The sequence below is a fragment of the Mesorhizobium sp. M0207 genome (assembly GCF_040321995.1).
Lineage (GTDB): Bacteria > Pseudomonadota > Alphaproteobacteria > Rhizobiales > Rhizobiaceae > Mesorhizobium.
Genome location: NZ_JAMYSQ010000011.1, coordinates 21,989 through 37,698, shown reverse-complemented (window position 1 = coordinate 37,698; position 15,710 = coordinate 21,989). Strand labels below are relative to the sequence as shown.

At 61.9% G+C, this 15,710-nt stretch carries 15 protein-coding genes and 5 pseudogenes; 12 read left to right on the top strand and 8 right to left on the bottom strand.

Going from position 1 to position 15,710, the window contains the following annotated elements:
* Window positions 1–2,391 carry a thiamine pyrophosphate-binding protein gene (locus NKJ15_RS16430; RefSeq protein ID WP_352816251.1) on the bottom strand — a complete coding sequence of 797 codons (2,391 nt, stop codon included), beginning with the start codon at window positions 2,389–2,391 and terminating at the stop codon, window positions 1–3.
* Window positions 2,392–2,519: 128 nt separating this feature from the next.
* Here NKJ15_RS16430 and NKJ15_RS16425 point away from each other — a divergent pair, with 128 nt between their 5' ends.
* A complete protein-coding gene (locus NKJ15_RS16425) occupies window positions 2,520–2,993 on the top strand; it encodes an Lrp/AsnC family transcriptional regulator (RefSeq protein ID WP_352542306.1) in 474 nt (157 codons plus the stop codon).
* 134 nt (window positions 2,994–3,127) lie between these two features.
* Here NKJ15_RS16425 and NKJ15_RS16420 read toward each other — a convergent pair whose 3' ends face one another.
* On the bottom strand, window positions 3,128–3,328 hold the full coding sequence (locus NKJ15_RS16420; protein ID WP_352816249.1) for a hypothetical protein: 201 nt from the start codon (window positions 3,326–3,328) through the stop codon (window positions 3,128–3,130).
* A gap of 101 nt (window positions 3,329–3,429) precedes the next feature.
* Between NKJ15_RS16420 and NKJ15_RS16415 the strand changes: the two genes are divergently transcribed.
* Window positions 3,430–3,744, top strand: coding sequence for a carboxymuconolactone decarboxylase family protein (locus NKJ15_RS16415; protein ID WP_352816247.1), 315 nt, complete (start codon window positions 3,430–3,432; stop codon window positions 3,742–3,744).
* Window positions 3,745–4,162: 418 nt separating this feature from the next.
* On the opposite strand, the pseudogene NKJ15_RS16410 reads toward NKJ15_RS16415, so the two are convergent.
* Window positions 4,163–4,577: pseudogene (locus NKJ15_RS16410) on the bottom strand (ATP-binding protein); the annotation flags it as partial.
* Window positions 4,578–4,646: 69 nt separating this feature from the next.
* Here NKJ15_RS16410 and NKJ15_RS16405 point away from each other — a divergent pair.
* From NKJ15_RS16405 to NKJ15_RS16395, 3 genes are all read left to right on the top strand, one after another.
* A complete protein-coding gene (locus tag NKJ15_RS16405) occupies window positions 4,647–4,943 on the top strand; it encodes a hypothetical protein (protein ID WP_352542307.1) in 297 nt (98 codons plus the stop codon).
* A complete protein-coding gene (locus NKJ15_RS16400; RefSeq protein ID WP_352542308.1) occupies window positions 4,933–5,523 on the top strand; it encodes a type II toxin-antitoxin system VapC family toxin in 591 nt (196 codons plus the stop codon). The genes NKJ15_RS16405 and NKJ15_RS16400 overlap by 11 nt, the downstream gene beginning before the upstream one ends.
* Window positions 5,524–6,221: 698 nt before the next feature.
* Window positions 6,222–7,094, top strand: coding sequence for a ferritin-like domain-containing protein (locus tag NKJ15_RS16395; RefSeq protein WP_352472952.1), 873 nt, complete (start codon window positions 6,222–6,224; stop codon window positions 7,092–7,094).
* Between the two features lie 368 nt (window positions 7,095–7,462).
* On the opposite strand, the gene soxR is transcribed toward NKJ15_RS16395, so the two are convergent.
* A complete protein-coding gene (gene soxR, locus NKJ15_RS16390; protein WP_502895522.1) occupies window positions 7,463–7,888 on the bottom strand; it encodes a redox-sensitive transcriptional activator SoxR in 426 nt (141 codons plus the stop codon).
* Between the two features lie 94 nt (window positions 7,889–7,982).
* On the opposite strand from soxR, the gene NKJ15_RS16385 reads away from it, so the two are divergent.
* From NKJ15_RS16385 to NKJ15_RS16375, 3 genes and pseudogenes are all read left to right on the top strand, one after another.
* Entirely contained in the window at window positions 7,983–8,705 is a 723-nt protein-coding gene (locus NKJ15_RS16385; protein ID WP_352542311.1) for an SDR family NAD(P)-dependent oxidoreductase, read from the top strand.
* A complete protein-coding gene (locus NKJ15_RS16380) occupies window positions 8,702–9,826 on the top strand; it encodes an S-adenosylmethionine:tRNA ribosyltransferase-isomerase (protein ID WP_352816244.1) in 1,125 nt (374 codons plus the stop codon). Before NKJ15_RS16385 ends, NKJ15_RS16380 begins: the two co-directional genes overlap by 4 nt.
* Window positions 9,760–10,031 (top strand): annotated as a pseudogene (locus NKJ15_RS16375) (type IV secretory system conjugative DNA transfer family protein); the annotation flags it as partial. The gene NKJ15_RS16380 and the pseudogene NKJ15_RS16375, both read left to right, overlap by 67 nt.
* A 223-nt stretch (window positions 10,032–10,254) precedes the next feature.
* Here the strand turns inward: NKJ15_RS16375 and NKJ15_RS16370 are convergent.
* Window positions 10,255–10,905: pseudogene (locus NKJ15_RS16370) on the bottom strand (OB-fold nucleic acid binding domain-containing protein); the annotation flags it as partial.
* Here NKJ15_RS16370 and NKJ15_RS16365 point away from each other — a divergent pair.
* From NKJ15_RS16365 to NKJ15_RS16350, 4 genes and pseudogenes are all read left to right on the top strand, one after another.
* A pseudogene (locus NKJ15_RS16365) lies at window positions 10,906–11,019 on the top strand (elongation factor P); the annotation flags it as partial.
* Window positions 11,020–11,251: 232 nt separating this feature from the next.
* Complete coding sequence (locus NKJ15_RS16360; RefSeq protein ID WP_352816242.1) at window positions 11,252–12,292, top strand: glycosyltransferase family 2 protein; 1,041 nt, start codon at window positions 11,252–11,254, stop codon at window positions 12,290–12,292.
* Window positions 12,267–12,959 (top strand): class I SAM-dependent methyltransferase, encoded by a 693-nt coding sequence (locus NKJ15_RS16355; protein ID WP_352816240.1) that lies wholly within the window; start codon window positions 12,267–12,269, stop codon window positions 12,957–12,959. Before NKJ15_RS16360 ends, NKJ15_RS16355 begins: the two co-directional genes overlap by 26 nt.
* The gene (locus NKJ15_RS16350; RefSeq protein ID WP_352542315.1) at window positions 12,937–13,392 is read left to right on the top strand and encodes a GtrA family protein; all 456 of its coding nucleotides are present in this window, start codon (window positions 12,937–12,939) and stop codon (window positions 13,390–13,392) included. Before NKJ15_RS16355 ends, NKJ15_RS16350 begins: the two co-directional genes overlap by 23 nt.
* Here the strand turns inward: NKJ15_RS16350 and NKJ15_RS16345 are convergent.
* From NKJ15_RS16345 to NKJ15_RS16335, 3 genes and pseudogenes are all read right to left on the bottom strand, one after another.
* Window positions 13,389–13,928 carry a hypothetical protein gene (locus NKJ15_RS16345; RefSeq protein WP_352816238.1) on the bottom strand — a complete coding sequence of 180 codons (540 nt, stop codon included), beginning with the start codon at window positions 13,926–13,928 and terminating at the stop codon, window positions 13,389–13,391. The two genes, NKJ15_RS16350 and NKJ15_RS16345, sit on opposite strands and share 4 nt — an antisense overlap.
* 79 nt (window positions 13,929–14,007) lie before the next feature.
* Complete coding sequence (locus NKJ15_RS16340) at window positions 14,008–15,165, bottom strand: putative hexosyltransferase (RefSeq protein WP_352816236.1); 1,158 nt, start codon at window positions 15,163–15,165, stop codon at window positions 14,008–14,010.
* Window positions 15,166–15,360: 195 nt separating this feature from the next.
* Window positions 15,361–15,480, bottom strand: a pseudogene (locus NKJ15_RS16335) (phosphatidate cytidylyltransferase); the annotation flags it as partial.
* Between the last annotated feature and the right edge of the window lie 230 nt (window positions 15,481–15,710).

The window sequence follows — 15,710 nt, the reverse complement described above, 5'->3', positions numbered from 1 at the left end:
TCAATCCAGCGCGCGCAGATGGCGGATGGGGCGCCCACCAGCAATCCGGTCGGCGGCTGTGGCTATGGAATTGGCGTCGATGCCGAAGTGGCGGTAAAGGTCGCCGATAGTCCCTGACTGGCCAAAATGCTCGACGCCGAGACTGCGCGTGCGATGGCCGTACACCGAACCCAGCCAGCCGAGTACCGCCGGATGACCGTCGGTGACGGAGATGATGGTGCAATGCGCAGGGAGATCGGCAAACAGCCTTTCGATATGACTCCTGGCGTGAACGAGGCCGCGTTCGCGCGCGCGACTTGCCGCTGTCCAGCCTGCGTTCAAGCGATCGGCCGAAGTCACGGCCAAAAGACCGACGTCGCGACGGTCCTCTGCCATCATGCCGATAGCTTCGATGGCCTCCGGCGCAACCGCGCCGGTATAGGCAACAATCACTTCGGCATTGGGACCCGGAGCCCGCAGCCAGTAGCCCCCGTCGATGATGTCCTGCTCGAGCTGTGGCATCATGGGACGAACGATCTGCTCGACCGGGCGCGTCGAGAGCCGCAGATAGACCGAGCCGCCGGTCTCGTCGCGCAGCCAGGTGCGCTCCGACTGCACGGCGTCGCCGTCGCGCTGCATATAATCCAGCGCAAAGCGCATGATGACGCCCAACTCGTCGACGAAGGCCGGCTCGTAAGCCGCAAGCCCGTCTTGCGCTATGCCGATCAACGGTGTGGCGATCGACTGATGCGCCCCACCTTCCGGCGCCAATGTGACCCCGGATGGCGTCGCGACCAGCAGGAAGCGCGCATCCTGATAGCAGGCGTAATTGAGCGCATCGAGACCGCGCTGGACGAACGGATCGTAGAGCGTGCCGATCGGCAGCAGCCGTTTGCCGAAAATCGAATGCGACAGCCCAAGTGCCGACAGCAGGATGAACAGATTGTTCTCGGCGATACCCAGTTCGATGTGCTGGCCGGAGGGGCCGAATTCCCATTTCTGCGCCGAGGCGATGCGTTCGCTGCGGAAAGTGTCCGCAAGTGACTGACGCGCGAACAGGCCGCGCCGGTTGACCCAGGGACCGAGATTGGTCGAGACCGTGACATCGGGCGATGCCGTGACGATCGCGTCGGCGAGCGGCCCGCCAGCGCGCGCAATCTCGTCCAGAATTCTGCCGAAGCCGACCTGCGTGGAGACGCTGCCTTTGGCTTCCGCAACGAGACGACCGGGGACCACGATGCGCTGGGCGTGCCGGCGCCGCTGGCCCTTTGCCGCGAACGGAACGGCGTCGAGGAACCGTTGCAGCTCCAGATCTCCAACAGCCAATCCCTCGAAGGCGTCCCACTCCCGCCCGTCGCCGATCGACATCGAGGCACGAAGGACCGCCATCTGATCCCTGGTCATCAAGCCGGCGTGGTTGTCCTTGTGGCCGGCGAGCAGCAGGCCGAAGCCCTTGATCGTATATGCAATGAAGCATGTCGGTCGATCGTTGCCGCGTGCCGTCCCGAAGGCCTCGATCAGGCATGGCAGGTCGTGGCCGCCGAGATTGGTCATCAGCGCGGCGAGCTCGGCATCGGAGCGCCGGTCGAGAAGCGATGCCAGGCCCGGCTTGTCTCCGATGTCGGCGACCAGGCGCTTGCGCCAGGCGCCGCCGCCTTGAAACGTCAGCGCCGCATAGAGCTGGTTCGGGCAGGCCTCGATCCAGGCCTTTAGCGCCTCGCCGCCGGGTTCGGTGAAGGAGGCTTCGAGCAGCGAGCCATATTTCAGGATCACGACGTTCCAGCCGAAATTCCGGAAAATGTTTTCGAAGCGTTCCCAAAGGCCTTCGCGAACCACGGCATCGAGGCTCTGTCGGTTGTAGTCGACGATCCACCAGCAGTTGCGCAGGCCGTGTTTCCACCCTTCGAGCAGCGCCTCGAAGATGTTGCCTTCGTCCATCTCGGCATCGCCGATCAGCGCCACCATGCGGCCCTCGGGCATGCTTTCGTCGCGGGCGCCGAGATAATCCTGCACAAGCGAGGCAAACAGTGTCTGCGCGACGCCGAGGCCAACTGAGCCGGTGGAGAAATCGACGTCGTCGACATCCTTGGTCCGCGACGGATAGCTTTGCGCGCCACCGAAGGCGCGAAACCCTTCGAGCTTCTCCCTCGTCTGATTGCCCAGAAGATACTGGATGGCGTGAAACACTGGCGAGGCATGCGGCTTCACCGCGACCCGGTCGTGTGGCCTCAGCACCGAGAAATAGAGCGCGGTCATGATCGTCACCAGCGACGCCGAGGATGCCTGGTGTCCGCCAACCTTCAAGCCGTCCGTATTTTCCCGCAGGTGATTGGCGTTATGGATCATCCATGTCGACAGCCAGAGCACCTTTTTCTCCAGTGCCGAAAGTGCCTCCAGTTTTTGTTTGTCCATGCTGCAAGACTCCCGGTTGCGATGTCTCAATCCTAGGGCTGAGCAAAAGCCAATTGTCGCTAAACTTGCATGAGATTGGCAGCCGCGTTAGCTGGTTGTGCCAATATCAGCCAATGGAGTAACGTTCGATGCCAAAAGGTCGACTGGACAATATCGACCGAAAGATCATTGCCGCGCTGCAGGTCGATGGCAGGATGACGGCGCAGCAGCTTGCCGAGCGGGTCGGCCTTTCGGCCTCGCCCTGCGCCCGCCGGGTCCGCCTGATGGAGGATATGGGGGTGATCACCGGCTATGCCGCACTGATCGACCAGGATATGGTCGATCTGCCGATCTCGGTGTTTGCCTCGATCAAGCTTGAGCGCCAGCGCGAGAGCGAGCTGAACCGGTTCAACGCGGCAATCGCGCGCTGGCCGGAGGTGGTCGATTGCTATCTGATGACTGGCCAGCGCGATTATTTGCTGCGTGTGGTGGTGCGCGACCTGCACGCCTATGAGCGCTTCCTGAAGGAAAAGCTGACGCGGCTCGATGGCGTCTCCTCGATCGAGTCCAGCTTCGCGCTTGCCCAGATCAAGCGATCGAACCGGTTGCCGGTAGAGCCATGATTTTTTGGACGGACCCGCGTGTCGCAGGTCTTGCAGCAAGTGGGCAATATGGGTTCGGCACGCCTCAATACTGACTGTGATTTCTGGTATTTCCGCCGGCTGCAATTGGAGCTTATGCGTCATGATTGCGGCGATTAGATAAAGAATTTTTGTTGCGCCTGGCGAGCATCGTCTGCCTTCCGGCGCATCAGCCGCCGCCGCGCGGATTGCTCAAGAACCTGGCTGACCGCCAAAGCCAACCAGGCTGCAATGGCGCGGGACGTCCACCATTTGGCGGTCCTGTTCCGGGAAAACCGGTCAGAGGCGATCAGAAAAGCGCCGGTGCCGCTCGACATAGCGCGCCAATGGCACTGGAGGGGTCTGCAGATTTTGCGCAACGAAGAACGCCGTCTTTCCGGTGCGACGGCGGAACGTCAACCCGGAAGGGACAAGGACAATGCGAGTTGAACCCAAGAAAACGAAACAGGCAGCTTCTGACGCTATGAATGCGCTTTGGGCGCTTGAACACGCGATCCGCAACTGTTGCCTCGAACCGAGTCTGATCGCGCTCGTAAGGATGCACGCATCCCAGATCAATGGCTGCGCCTACTGCATTCATATGCACACAAGGACGCTCGCGCGCTCGGCGAGACGGAAGAGCGGGCTCTATCTGCTCGATGGCTGGCGCAGGGCAGATTCGCTGTACAGCGAGCGCGAACGCCGCCCTCGCCTGGACAGCGGCCCTTTAGTGACGAAGAGCTCGCCCAGCTGACCTTTCTCACCGGCACCACCAATCTCTGGGACCGTCTCGCTGTCGGCTTCCGATTGGTCCACCCGGAACGCACGAGGCCTACCGACATCAGCCAGGCGCGTTCCTCGTTTGAGCCGGCGAGCGCCAAAGCCCTCTTCATTGCAAACCATTTTCGTCAGGAAAAGGAACTCCAGGAGGAGAGCTGAAATGATTTCAAATCCGCGCCAGCGGGGCATCGCTCATTTTGAACGGCTTTTCGGCGCCGGAGCCGTCCAGGCTTCGCACGGGCTGCCCAGCTTGGAGCTTTCGACTTGCCGGCGGAGGATGGGAATGCGTTCCCCGACGCCGGGCACTCGCCGTCCTTTCGCGGTGTGTTTCTGACGGCCCGGCCGTTTACTTCAGTTTGCAGCCTCAACTCATCCCACGCCGCAGCAGCCAACTACGTGAGCTCGTGAATTGTAACGCCGGGAACAACAGTCTTGGCGATCTCGCACAGGTGCTGGTGATGCGTCAGATAAATCACCTGGCCAGCGCTTGCCATCTGACCAAACAACCTGAAAACCTCCTCGGACCGGAAATGGTCGAAGGTCATGATCTCGTCGGCAATGAATGGCACAGAGGGGTCGAAACTGGGCGAACTCGTAATATCCGGCAAGCCGCAGGGCCAGCTAGAGCTGAAAACGCGCACCCTTTGAGAGCGCGTCGGCGACCTTGGACTGCCCGTCGCGCTGCAATGCGATGAGGACTTCTCCGCCCTTCACGGGTTGGGTCGCAAGCCCCGAATACTGACCGCGCGCGATAAGTGCGAAAGCATCAGATGTCCGTTTGATCATGCCGGAGCGATGGTCCCGACGGCCAGCGGCTACTAAGCCTTGCCTATGCGTTCAACGCAATCTATATTCTGTTCAACACAGGAGGTTCTCATGGCTGCGCAGACACGGACGGCTGCAGAAAGCGAAGCAACGGTCGCATCGACCCGCAATAAACTTGTACTGGAGCAAGCGAAAGCCGCCGGCCTCCTCGGCGCCGCGAAGAATACCCGTCTTTCGGCGCGGGTGCCCGCGGAGTTGATCGAGGCGGCCAAGAAGCGCGCCCATGTCACCTCGGACACGGAGCTGTTGGAACTGGCGCTGTCGCGCCTGGCCCTCGAAGATGACTTTGGCGCCCGCCTGGTCGGACGTAAGGGCAGTATCCCGGCGGACATAGATCTTGGGGTTTGATCTTTCCGAAACGCTCCGATCGCTAAAGCCCCAAAAGCACAACGGAACGCTGAAGCGCAGGGCCGACGACGATCTCCCATGGGTTGCTGACGAACCTGCGATCGGGGGACCGCTGTTTCTGGATACGAGCGTCTATCTGGATGTCCTGCAGGGACGATCGCCGGTTGAAGTCGATACGCTGCTTACCTATCGCCGATGCCACCATTCCGCTGCCTGCCTGTCTGAGCTGACCCAAGCCTTTGGTCGGCTGGACCCTAAGCATGCATCCACAAAAGCTGTCCTCGAGACGATTGAAGCCACGGTAGAGGACATTCCGGACTACCGACTTCATGCACCGGACGATGCGATCTGGGGACAGGCCGGGGTCTTGGCTGGCTTGCTCTTCCGGCTGAGCAATCTGCCCAAGAGGGAGGGGCACGAGCGGCGCTTCCTAAATGACGCCCTCGTGTTCCTGCAGGCGCGTCAGTTGGGTGCGAGCGTGCTGACCGGCAACGTCCGCGATTTTGATTTCCTCACCCAGGTTCTGCCGACGGGACGGATCATCCTCTATCGAGCTCGGCCGGAACGGCGGTCATCATGAACGTCACGGTTGGTCCTCCTGTCGATATTCTTCACGAACTGGAGCAGCTGGATCGGGGGCCGGCGACTGAGGTCAATCATCTGCAGAATACGCCGGCCTTTCTGGGTTTTGTGAAGCTGGGTCAAACTCGATACCCACATTAGATCCGGCTCTATTTGGCGGTTTTCGCTTGCCTTGGCGGCCCGCCAGCTAGGCTTGCCTGTCTCGTCCGTGGCCAGGGTTCCGGTTTGGCGGCGAGTGCAACCGGGATCGCGGACCGGCTTGATAACGCGACGAAAAGTACAGCGTCGAGGCGACTGCACCTCTGCCCGCTTTATCTGGCATCACACCTTCCGGCAATCTCGTTCGGTCCAAACCAAGTGCAGCGCTTTTCTGCGATCGAGCTTGAGCAGCTTTTTGATGTTCCGCAGCTTCACCGCGCGAATGAAAAGTGGTCGTTCGATAGCGGACGTTTCTCCCAGTTCCGACGCGGGCGTAGCTTATCCGGCTCATAATGTGTCACCTCAATGTCTAGACTCGAGGCTTGGTCACAAATAGTCGATGCCAACTCCGACGTTACGCGCCCAAAAAGCCATTGATCCGGAGCACGACCCCTGCAAAGTCCGACCTTTACAGGAACATTTCGCCTATGGCGGAGTTGGGCGCGTGGCCCGCGATAAGGTGCCAACGGTGGTGCCGGCGGGCTTTTGGAGGAAGCCATGATACGTGCCATCCCTTCACTCCACCTTTCCCGTCGCCGCGCATTGCAATTTGGGCTGGGAGCCAGCCTCGCCGCCACGACGGGCCTGGCGCCGGTTTCGCGCGCTTATGCCAAGGAGGAAGTGCAGGACGAGGACATCTTCCGTTTTGCGCTCAACCTGGAATACATGGAGGCCGAATACTACCTTCGCGGCACCACCGGGAAAGGCATCGACGCCGCCGATGCCGGTTCGAAACCCGGCGATGTCGTCGGCGGAAAGAAAGTGTCCTTCGAGACACCCGCCATCGGCGAATTCATGCAAGAGGTTGCTGAAAACGAACTCGCGCATGTCCGGTTCTACCGCAAGACGCTTGCAAAGAACGCAGTCGACAGGCCGGCCATCGATTTCGATGCGGGGTTCAAGGCGGTTGCGGAGGCAGCGGGCCTCGGGCGGGACTTCGATCCCTTCGGCAACGAAACGAACTTCGTTCTCGGCGGCATGCTGTTCGAGGATGTCGGCGTCACCGCCTATGCCGGTGCCGCGACGGTTCTGAAGAACAAGGAGTTTCTCGCCGCCGCCGCCGGCATATTGGCGGTCGAGGCCTACCACATGGGAATGGCGCGTTCCACACTGTACCGGAAGGGAGAGAAAGCCTGGAAGGCCGCCAATGCCGTCTCGGACGCACGAGACAAGATCGACGGGCCGGAAGACAAGGACCAGGGCATCCAGGTGAATGGCAAGGCCAATTTCGTTCCTTCGACGCCCGACGCCATCGCGTTCACCAGGACGCCGCAGGAAGTGCTGCGGATCGTCTATCTCACCGATAAGGACGGCGTGAGCAAGGGCGGCTTCTATCCGGAAGGGATGAACGGGACCCTGAAGAGCACCTGAGTCGCTCGCGACAGGCGATCGGATCGCCGGAAGAGATGCAGCGGGCCTGCGGGCGGCACTGCTGGTACGGCTGCGCGACGATCACGAATCAAATCCGCCGCAGGAGTCTTACGCTCCCGGTTTGTCCATCCTAACGATGCCAACCCCGGTGGAGCGGGAGCCTTCCATCGCGTCGATTTTGAGCAGCTCTTGTTCTGACCCTTTGTTGACCGCGGTTTTGAGACAAATGCAGGAGCTGTCCGGTTCAGCGCGATTCCTGAATTGACATCAGGGCCGCCGCGCCCTGACCTTACCGGGGCCGCAGCGTCTCGCACTTGGCGAAGTCTTGCGCTGCCGAGTTCTGCAATAGGGACAGGCAGGCTGTCAACTCACCCCAGCCAATACCTCGGCCCCGGCCCCTTGCGTCCTGCCATATCGGCAGGGTTCGCAAGGCTACACCGGTCCATCGACAGGCAGCCGCAACCGATGCACTCGGTAAGCCCCGACCTCAGGCGCTGCAACTCGGCGATGCGCTGGTCGATGCGCTTGGTCCACTGGCCCGACAACCGCGACCAATCCCGACGCGACGGCACGCGATCGGCCGGCAACTTGGCCAGCTCGGCGCCGATCTCCTCAAGTGTCAGCCCAATTCGCTGCGCGAAGACGATGAAGGCGATCCGGCGCAGCACGGATCGCGGGTAGCGTCTGTGTCCCGAGCCGGCCCGCTCGGACGCGATCAGCCCGCGCTCCTCGTAGAAGCGCAGGGCCGATGAGGCGACGCCGCTGCGCCGTGACACGTCGGTGATGGTCAGCATGGAATCCATGCATGAACCAAAGCACAATTCCCGCTTGACTTCAAGTTAACTTTAACTTGTAGCAAGAGGCATACGGATTAAGGGAGCACTGGCAATGCAGACGAATATCGAACTTCAGGGACTTCGCGTGGCGGTCACGGGCGGCACGTCCGGTCTCGGACTGGCGCTTGTGCGGCAGCTTGCCGCACAGGATGCGTGCGTCGCCTTCGTCGCCCGCACCGCCGCGAACGTCGCACGCATCGCTGACGAGACGGGCGCGCACGGCGTTGTCGGCGACGTCGGCAAGAAGGAGGACACCTACTCGATCGCGCTACAGGTAACCGCGAGCCTCGGCGGGCTCGACGTCCTGATCAACAATGCCTCGAGCCTCGGCCCTGTCCCTCTGGCGCTCCTCGCCGATACTGAGTGCGAGGAGCTGGAAACAGCGCTCGCCGTCAACCTGGTCGGCGCGTTCCGGCTGACGAAGGCTCTTTTCGGTGCGCTTGCGGCGTCCGCGCGCGGCGGCCGTGGCGCGATGGCGATCAACATTTCCAGCGACGCCGCGGTGAACGCCTATCCCGGCTGGGGAGCATACGGCGCGAGCAAGGCCGCTCTTGCCCATCTGACGGCGATTTGGGACGAGGAGGCGAAAGCAGACGGCATCCGGCTCCTCGCACTTGACCCCGGCGATATGGACACCCCACTGCACGCGCTCGCGATCCCTGATGCTGATCCGGCGACCTTGAAGCGCCCCGAGGAGGCAGCTGCCGAGATCATCGAAAAGATGCTCGACGCGTTGCCGGTCCGCTCTACGCGTCTCGCCGGAGCACATGCATGATTGCCGCCGATCGTCCCGATCAGCGCTCCGCCAGGCTGTTCGTCGTCGAGGCGGACGGCACGATGCGCGACCTGCCGCGAGCTGGACTCGCGACGCTGTTCAACCCCGGCGATCTGGTCGTCGCCAATGACGCCGCGACCTTGCCTGCCAGCTTGCACGGCACGCATGTCCCAAGCGGTGAGGCGATCGAGATCCGCCTGGCGGGCTGGCTATCACTTCCCGATCCAACCCGTTTCGTGGCGATTGCCTTCGGCTCGGGCGATCACCGCACGCGCACGGAAGACCGGCTGCCTCCACCTCCGCTGTCACCAGGCGATCGCCTCCGGCTCGGCTCGCTTGACGCCGTCGTCGAGCGCCTTCTCGACCATCCACGCCTTCTCGAATTGCACTTCCCAGGCAATCGCGCAGCGGTGCTTGCAGGACTGGCGCAGCACGGCCGGCCGATCCAATACGCGCATGTTCCCGAGCCGTTGGCACTGTGGGATGTTTGGACGAAGATTGCCGCCGGGCCGGTCGCGTTCGAGGCGCCATCGGCAGGCTTCGCGCTCGACTGGCGCACGCTCCAAGCCTGGCGTCGGCACGACATTGGCTTTGCAACACTCACGCATGCTGCGGGCGTCTCTTCTACCGGCGATCCCGCGCTCGACTCGCGCCTTCCCTTCGACGAGCCATACCGCATCCCTGGGCGCACCGCGGCGCAGGTCGCGTGGGCGAAGCTGCGGGGCGGCCGCATCATTGCGATCGGCACGAGCGTAGTGCGCGCACTTGAGGCAGCTGCCAATCCCGGCGGCAATGTGCGTGCCGGAAATGGCATTGCGACAGGGCGCATCGCGCGGGGCACGCGGCTTCGCGTGGTCGATGCGGTTCTCACGGGCGTCCACCAGCCCGGCGAAAGCCATTTCGAGCTCTTGCGCGCCTTTGCCGACGATGCTCTGCTCGCCAAGGCCTCCGCAGCCTTCATCGCGTATCGATACCGCGCGCATGAATTCGGCGATTCCATGCTGCTCAATCGCCAACCGCTGCTTCTATCGCGCGAACGGAACCGTGCCGAGGTGCTCCCGAGATGCGCGCCATGCGCAACTATGCGGGCCATCGGCTCTCGCCCTGGCTTGGCCATCTGATGGTGTCGCGCTCCGAGACCGCCAGACCGCTGCTAACCCGGGCGAGATCATGCAGCTCCCGCCCGCCGACGAGATCGTCATGGTGGCGGGCACGCCGCCGATCCGCGCGAAGAAGGCGCGCTACGAGGATCGCCGTTTCAAGGACCGGCTCATGGCGCCGCCGGTGCTTGCCAGGCCGGCACAGCCGGGCACGGACGACTGGAGCCCGGCTGCCGCTTCGGGCCAGGCCGGCGAGCATCGTGTGATCTCGTGAAGCCAATCGGCGCCGTCGGGCGCTTCGTCGACCAGGCGCGTCAGCTGAGGCTCGATCCATTTCGGCGGATGCGTTTTATTCGGCTGAGGGATCCACCGTCTTCCGCGTCACTTGAGATAAAGCGCCGTCATGCGGGCCAGACTACCACATGATGACGGTATATCCGCTGCAGCTTCTATCGGAAATTCCGCGTCTTCACCTTGATGCCGTCGATGTGCTCGTATGGATCGACGATGTTTCGGCCCTTCGACAGGCTCCGCGGATCGACACTCGGCGCGCCGTGATGGGCTTCGTCACCGCGGCCATGCGGCACGGGAAACGGCGTCTCGCGGTTTCCCAGGCTGGCCAGCTCGGGCGACAGGTCGGTCAACTGATGGGAGACGAGATGCACCACCTCCCCTTCCCGCTGGATGCGGCCGCGCACGCCGAGCATGGCCGACGAAAGAAGCACGCGACGGAATTTCTCGAATACCTTGACCCAGACGACGACGTTGGCGGCGCCCGTCTCATCCTCCACGGTGAGGAACATGAGGCCTTTGGCCGAGCCTGGCCGTTGCCGGACCAGAACCAGGCCGGCAGCCTCGAGCCAGCTTCTGTCTCGCGCCTGCATGGTCTCCTGACAGGTCACGATGCTGCGCCGGCGAAGATCGGCACGCAGAAACGACGCCGGATGGCTGCGCAAGGTCAGCCCAACATGGCCATAATCCTCGACAACGTCGCGGCCGGCCGTCATGGGCCTGAACGCAACAACAGGCTGGTGGATCTCAGGCAAAGTCTTCTTCTCACGGCAAGCAGCGGCCGCAAACAGCGGCAGAGGTTCGTCGCGAAACCGGCAACGCTGTCCAACGGCGTGCGCACCCTGGTACCGCTATACATCAGCACCGGCACCCGCGTCGTGGTGATGACTGCGGATGGCGCCTACGTGGAGCGCGCGAAGGAGGGCGTGCAGCGATCTTCAGGGCGGTCAAACAGCTTTGTGCTGGCGTATCGCCAGACGAACCTCGCTGGCGACCTATCGAGTTCGCGCCTCGGTGCGGACGCTCATCTCTCACTGAGAACCGGCATTCAATCAAGAACTAGCTAAATTAGCACTTTCTTGCACACCTTTGGAACTTTGTAGCTTTCGTTACATTTTCAACCGCATGCGAGACTCTGTGGTCCACGGCCCTGGAATGACGGTGAACAGATCACCGCCTCGCTACTCGCTCGTCCTGCCCATATACAATGAAGAACAGGTGCTGCCTCGGCTGATCGAGCGGATCAGTTCGCTTATCGACCGGCTGGACGGCGAGACCGAGGCCATCTTCGTCGATGACGGAAGCCTTGATGGAAGCGTCGAATACCTCCAAAAAGTGGTTGCCGCCGAGCCGCGCTTTCGGCTGATCGAATTTTCCCGCAATTTCGGCCACCAAGTGGCGATTACCGCCGGTATGGACGCCGCTGCGGGCGATGCCGTCATCGTCATGGATGCCGACCTGCAGGATCCGCCGGAAGTCGTTCTCGATCTGGTGGCCAAGTGGAAGGAAGGCTTCGAGATCGTCTATGCCCGCCGGGTCAAGCGCGAGGGCGAATCCTGGTTCAAGCGCTTTACGGCAAGTCTTTTCTATCGCCTGCTGGAGAAAATGACGTCGGTCGATATTCCGCGCGACGTCGGCGACTTCCGCCTGGTCGGCCGCAAGCCGCTGGAAACCTTCAAGCGCATGCCCGAACATGACCGCTTCGTCAGGGGCATGTTCGGCTGGATGGGCTTCAAGCAAACGACCGTGCCATTTGAGCGCCACGCGCGAACCCTGGGCCAGACCAAATACCCATTCTGGAAGATGGTGCACCTTGCGGTTCACGGCATCGTCAGTTTCTCCGAGAAGCCCTTACGCCTGGCGCTCTGGGGCGGATTGGCCATTTCCGCGCTTGCGGTGGTCTTTGGCGCCTATGCCATCTTTGCCTCGTTTTTTGAAACCGGCATCATTGCCGGGTGGACATCCACGGTGGTGATCGTGTCGCTCCTGTGCGGCATCAATCTTTTCATGACCGGTGTGGTCGGGCTCTACGTTGGCAGCATCCACGCCGAGGTGAAACGCCGCCCGCTTTATGTGATTAATCGGCTCACCGGCTTCGACGAGGCGATGCGTACCGTCTCTGGTAAGCGCCGCCTATCGTTTCACAAGCCCAGGAGTGGAGTCCCCGCCAATGGCCGAACTCTTCGACAGCTATAATTCCAACTATGGCGAGGCGGTCGACGGGTCCATCCGATTTTCCGGACTCGGGCACGACTTCTTCCTTGTCGCCAAGGCGGACCTGCTGCGGCGTCTGGTGGTCGAGCGAAAGCTTCGGCGGGGTGGGGCGGCTGTAAGGGCGCTGGATATCGGCTGCGGCGTCGGCTCGCTCCACCCCTACCTCGACGGCGCTTTCGACAGCCTCGATGGCTGCGACGTGTCGGAGCAATCAATTTTGCGCGCCGGCCAGGACAATCCAAGTGTGACCTATAGGGCCTGCACGTCGCCGAGTCTGCCCTACGAGGATGGCGCGTTCGATCTGGCTTTCGCCAGTTGCGTCGTCCATCACGTTCCGCCCTCCTCCTGGTCCGATTTCTTGCTGGAATTGCGGCGTGTCGTGCGGCCAGGTGGCGTCGCCTGCATCATCGAGCACAATCCCTATAATCCGCTGACGCGTCTTGCGGTGTTCCGGTGTCCGTTCGACCACGACGCGGTCCTCCTCAACGCTGCCAACGCAGCGTCCCTCTTTCGGGAGACCGGGTTCCGGGACATCCGATCCGAGCATTTCCTGCTGCTGCCGTCGGCAAGGCCTTTCGCCAGAAGAGTCGAGCGCGCGCTCGCGTCGCTGCCGCTTGGAGCGCAGTATGCCTGCAGTGCGCAAGTCTGAGGGCCCCTCGACCAGCGACGCCGGCCTGAAACTGCTGGTGCGTTTCGGGTCGGTCGGCATCGCTGCAACGATCCTATATGCAGTGATGGCCACCGCTTTGGTCGAATGGCAACGGTTCGGCCTCTCGCCGGTCGGTGCCTCGCTCGCAGCTTATACCGCTGCCGCCCTGTTTTCTTATCTCGCGCATAAGTTCGTGACCTTCGCGTCGAGCGGATCGCATCGATCGGAGGCTCCGCGTTTTCTCTTGCTGACGGCAACCGGCTTCGCGGTGGCTTACGCGGCGCCGGCGCTTTTGACTGCGAAACTCAGTCTGCCGCCGATCATTGCCATCCTGGTTACATGCTTGCTTGTTCCAGCGGTCAATCTCCTCATGCTCGACCGATGGGTTTTTGCGCAGCGAAGACGCGGCCGGCAGCGCGATCGCCCGCCCTAATCCGCATCAGTGGGATCGAGCCGGAGCGACAACAATTTGATGGAGCGCTTATAGACGTTGCTGGCGGCAGGAGTTTGCGGAATGCCGTCGAGGTAGTCGAAGGCGATGTCGAGTGTCTTGGCCTTGGCGAGGGCCGCCGGTGGAATGACGAACGATACCGTGCGTGGCTCTTTGCCGGACAGCGTCACCGCATGCACCCGAACGCCGTTCACCGAGATCACAACCCTTTGCGTGATCTGGGGCGGACGAATGACGGCGGCCATTTGCAGCGTGGCAGTCAGACCGTCGCGAAGCGGCGGTATGTCCAGGCGAAGCCGCGAGGTCTCGCCCAGCGAATGGGTGCCGTCGGCTACCGGCCCCGACCAGCCACAGACCATGATGCCGGTTGCCTTTTTGGCTCCGTCGGACCGGAACGACACCGTCTCGCCAAGTGTGTAGCTGCCGACCGCATCGCGATTGAGGCAGGTCGTCGTCCGGTCGATGTAATAGGCGCGATAGTCGGCATTGACGTCTGGATTGAGAGCAAGCGCAAGCATGATGATTTCTGTCCCGGCCAGAACCGCCGCCAGCGCGTAGCCACCAAATCTGGCCGCGCGCCGATACCGGCCCGAAATGTCAGACCAGGGCAAGATAACCCCCGATCCATGCGACGGTCATGAAATAGCAGGCGCCCAGGAAGAGACCCAGAGCCGCAAGAAAAGTCAGCTTCGACGCCGACAACAACGTCGTCAGCAACATTGTCAGAGGCGCAAGCCCAATGACGTATCTGACCATCGAGGCCAGGTTCGTGATCAGCGGCAGGATGATGCAGCAGGCGCAGAACAACGCGGCGCCATATTGCCTGCGAACCGCCAGAACCGCCGATAGCGCCAGTCCTATGAGTGCGGCGAGCGCGCCCCATTGCGGGGCCGTAGGCAGCCATCCAGTCGCCGGAACGGCCGAGAGTCCATCCCATATGAAGGCGAGCGGATTGCCCACCACCCGTCCAAACGCGCGCTGGACGTGCAGGAAGGCAAAGCCGTCCCCGACCGTCAGATAGAGGAACAGGATGTAGGCGAACAAGCCGGCAGGCGAGATGAGAATTGCAACGAGCAGATCCGGTCGGCCAAGCACCCAACGTGGGAAAGAAAGCGCTGATCCGCCCTTTGCGCGGTAATCCCTGAACATCTGAATGACGGTCGCAAATACAACAAGCACTCCGACGAGCCTGGTTGCCGACAGCAGAGCCGATGACAGCCCCGCGGTCAGATAGCTGGAGCGTTTGAGTGCCAGAAAAACGCACGACGTCACGAGCACGAAAAGAGGTTCGGTCAGGAAAGTCGTAAAATGAAAGGAGAACGGGCCGCTGAGCAGAAAGGCGCAATATAGCACATAAGCGCGCATGTTCTTCTCGAGCAGCGGCCACGCCACCAGACAGGCCGCGTAGCTGCACGCAACCGATGTGATCGACGCGAGCAGTATCGTCGGCAAAGGGAAAACAGACCGGATTGCCGCCACCAGCATCGGATAGAATGGAAAGAAGCCCCAGCGTCCGACATTGCTCTGGTTTGGAATGGGAAAGCGCTCATAACCGTGTTCGGAAATGTCGACATACCACGCGCAATCCCACCGGCAGAGCGCGTGGGCATAGGCTGCGAAGCCTGGTTCCGCCGAGATCGAGGCAAATGCCGCATAGCGAATGGCCAGTCCACCGACGACGAATAGCAGCGGCACCACCACGACCGCAATAAAGCGGCCACCGGCGTTCGGACGCGCGACAGCTTCGAGCGCCACAATCTGCCTCCACCCGTTCAAGTGACTGGCGCCACTCAAAGCTAGATGACGCGCGCCCGGGCGAATTCAAGGCATGCAACGCGGCTCAGATGGCGATAGAGCTACCGCGCGCTTCTGAGCCAGACCAGCATCTCGCCGGGGTCGCGATCGTCCAGGTAAAGTACGGCACGGCGGTGAGTTTCGCTTCCTCCACCGCGCCAGAAGATGCCGGCCGAACAGCTTGCCGAAGATAAATTGCAGCACGTCGCTGCCTTGCACGGTGATGATGAGGAAAGCGATCAGCAACAGGTTGCGGCCTTCGAAGCTTGGGCGATCCGGGTGAGGTGATCGATCATTCAACATAAGCGCGTTTCCGCTGAATCGGCGGCGGAAATTGGTCGAAGGTATCGCCCGGGTCCCAGAATCCAAAAACCTGGAGGACGCGAATGCCTTCTGGCGCAGCACCGCCAAGGCAATTCTCGTCAACTCCGGCAGGCACAAGCTGAGCGGCCGACATGCGGGCGCTTCTCTGAGTTTCAGTTCTCCTCGCGGGCCGCAGCTTAATA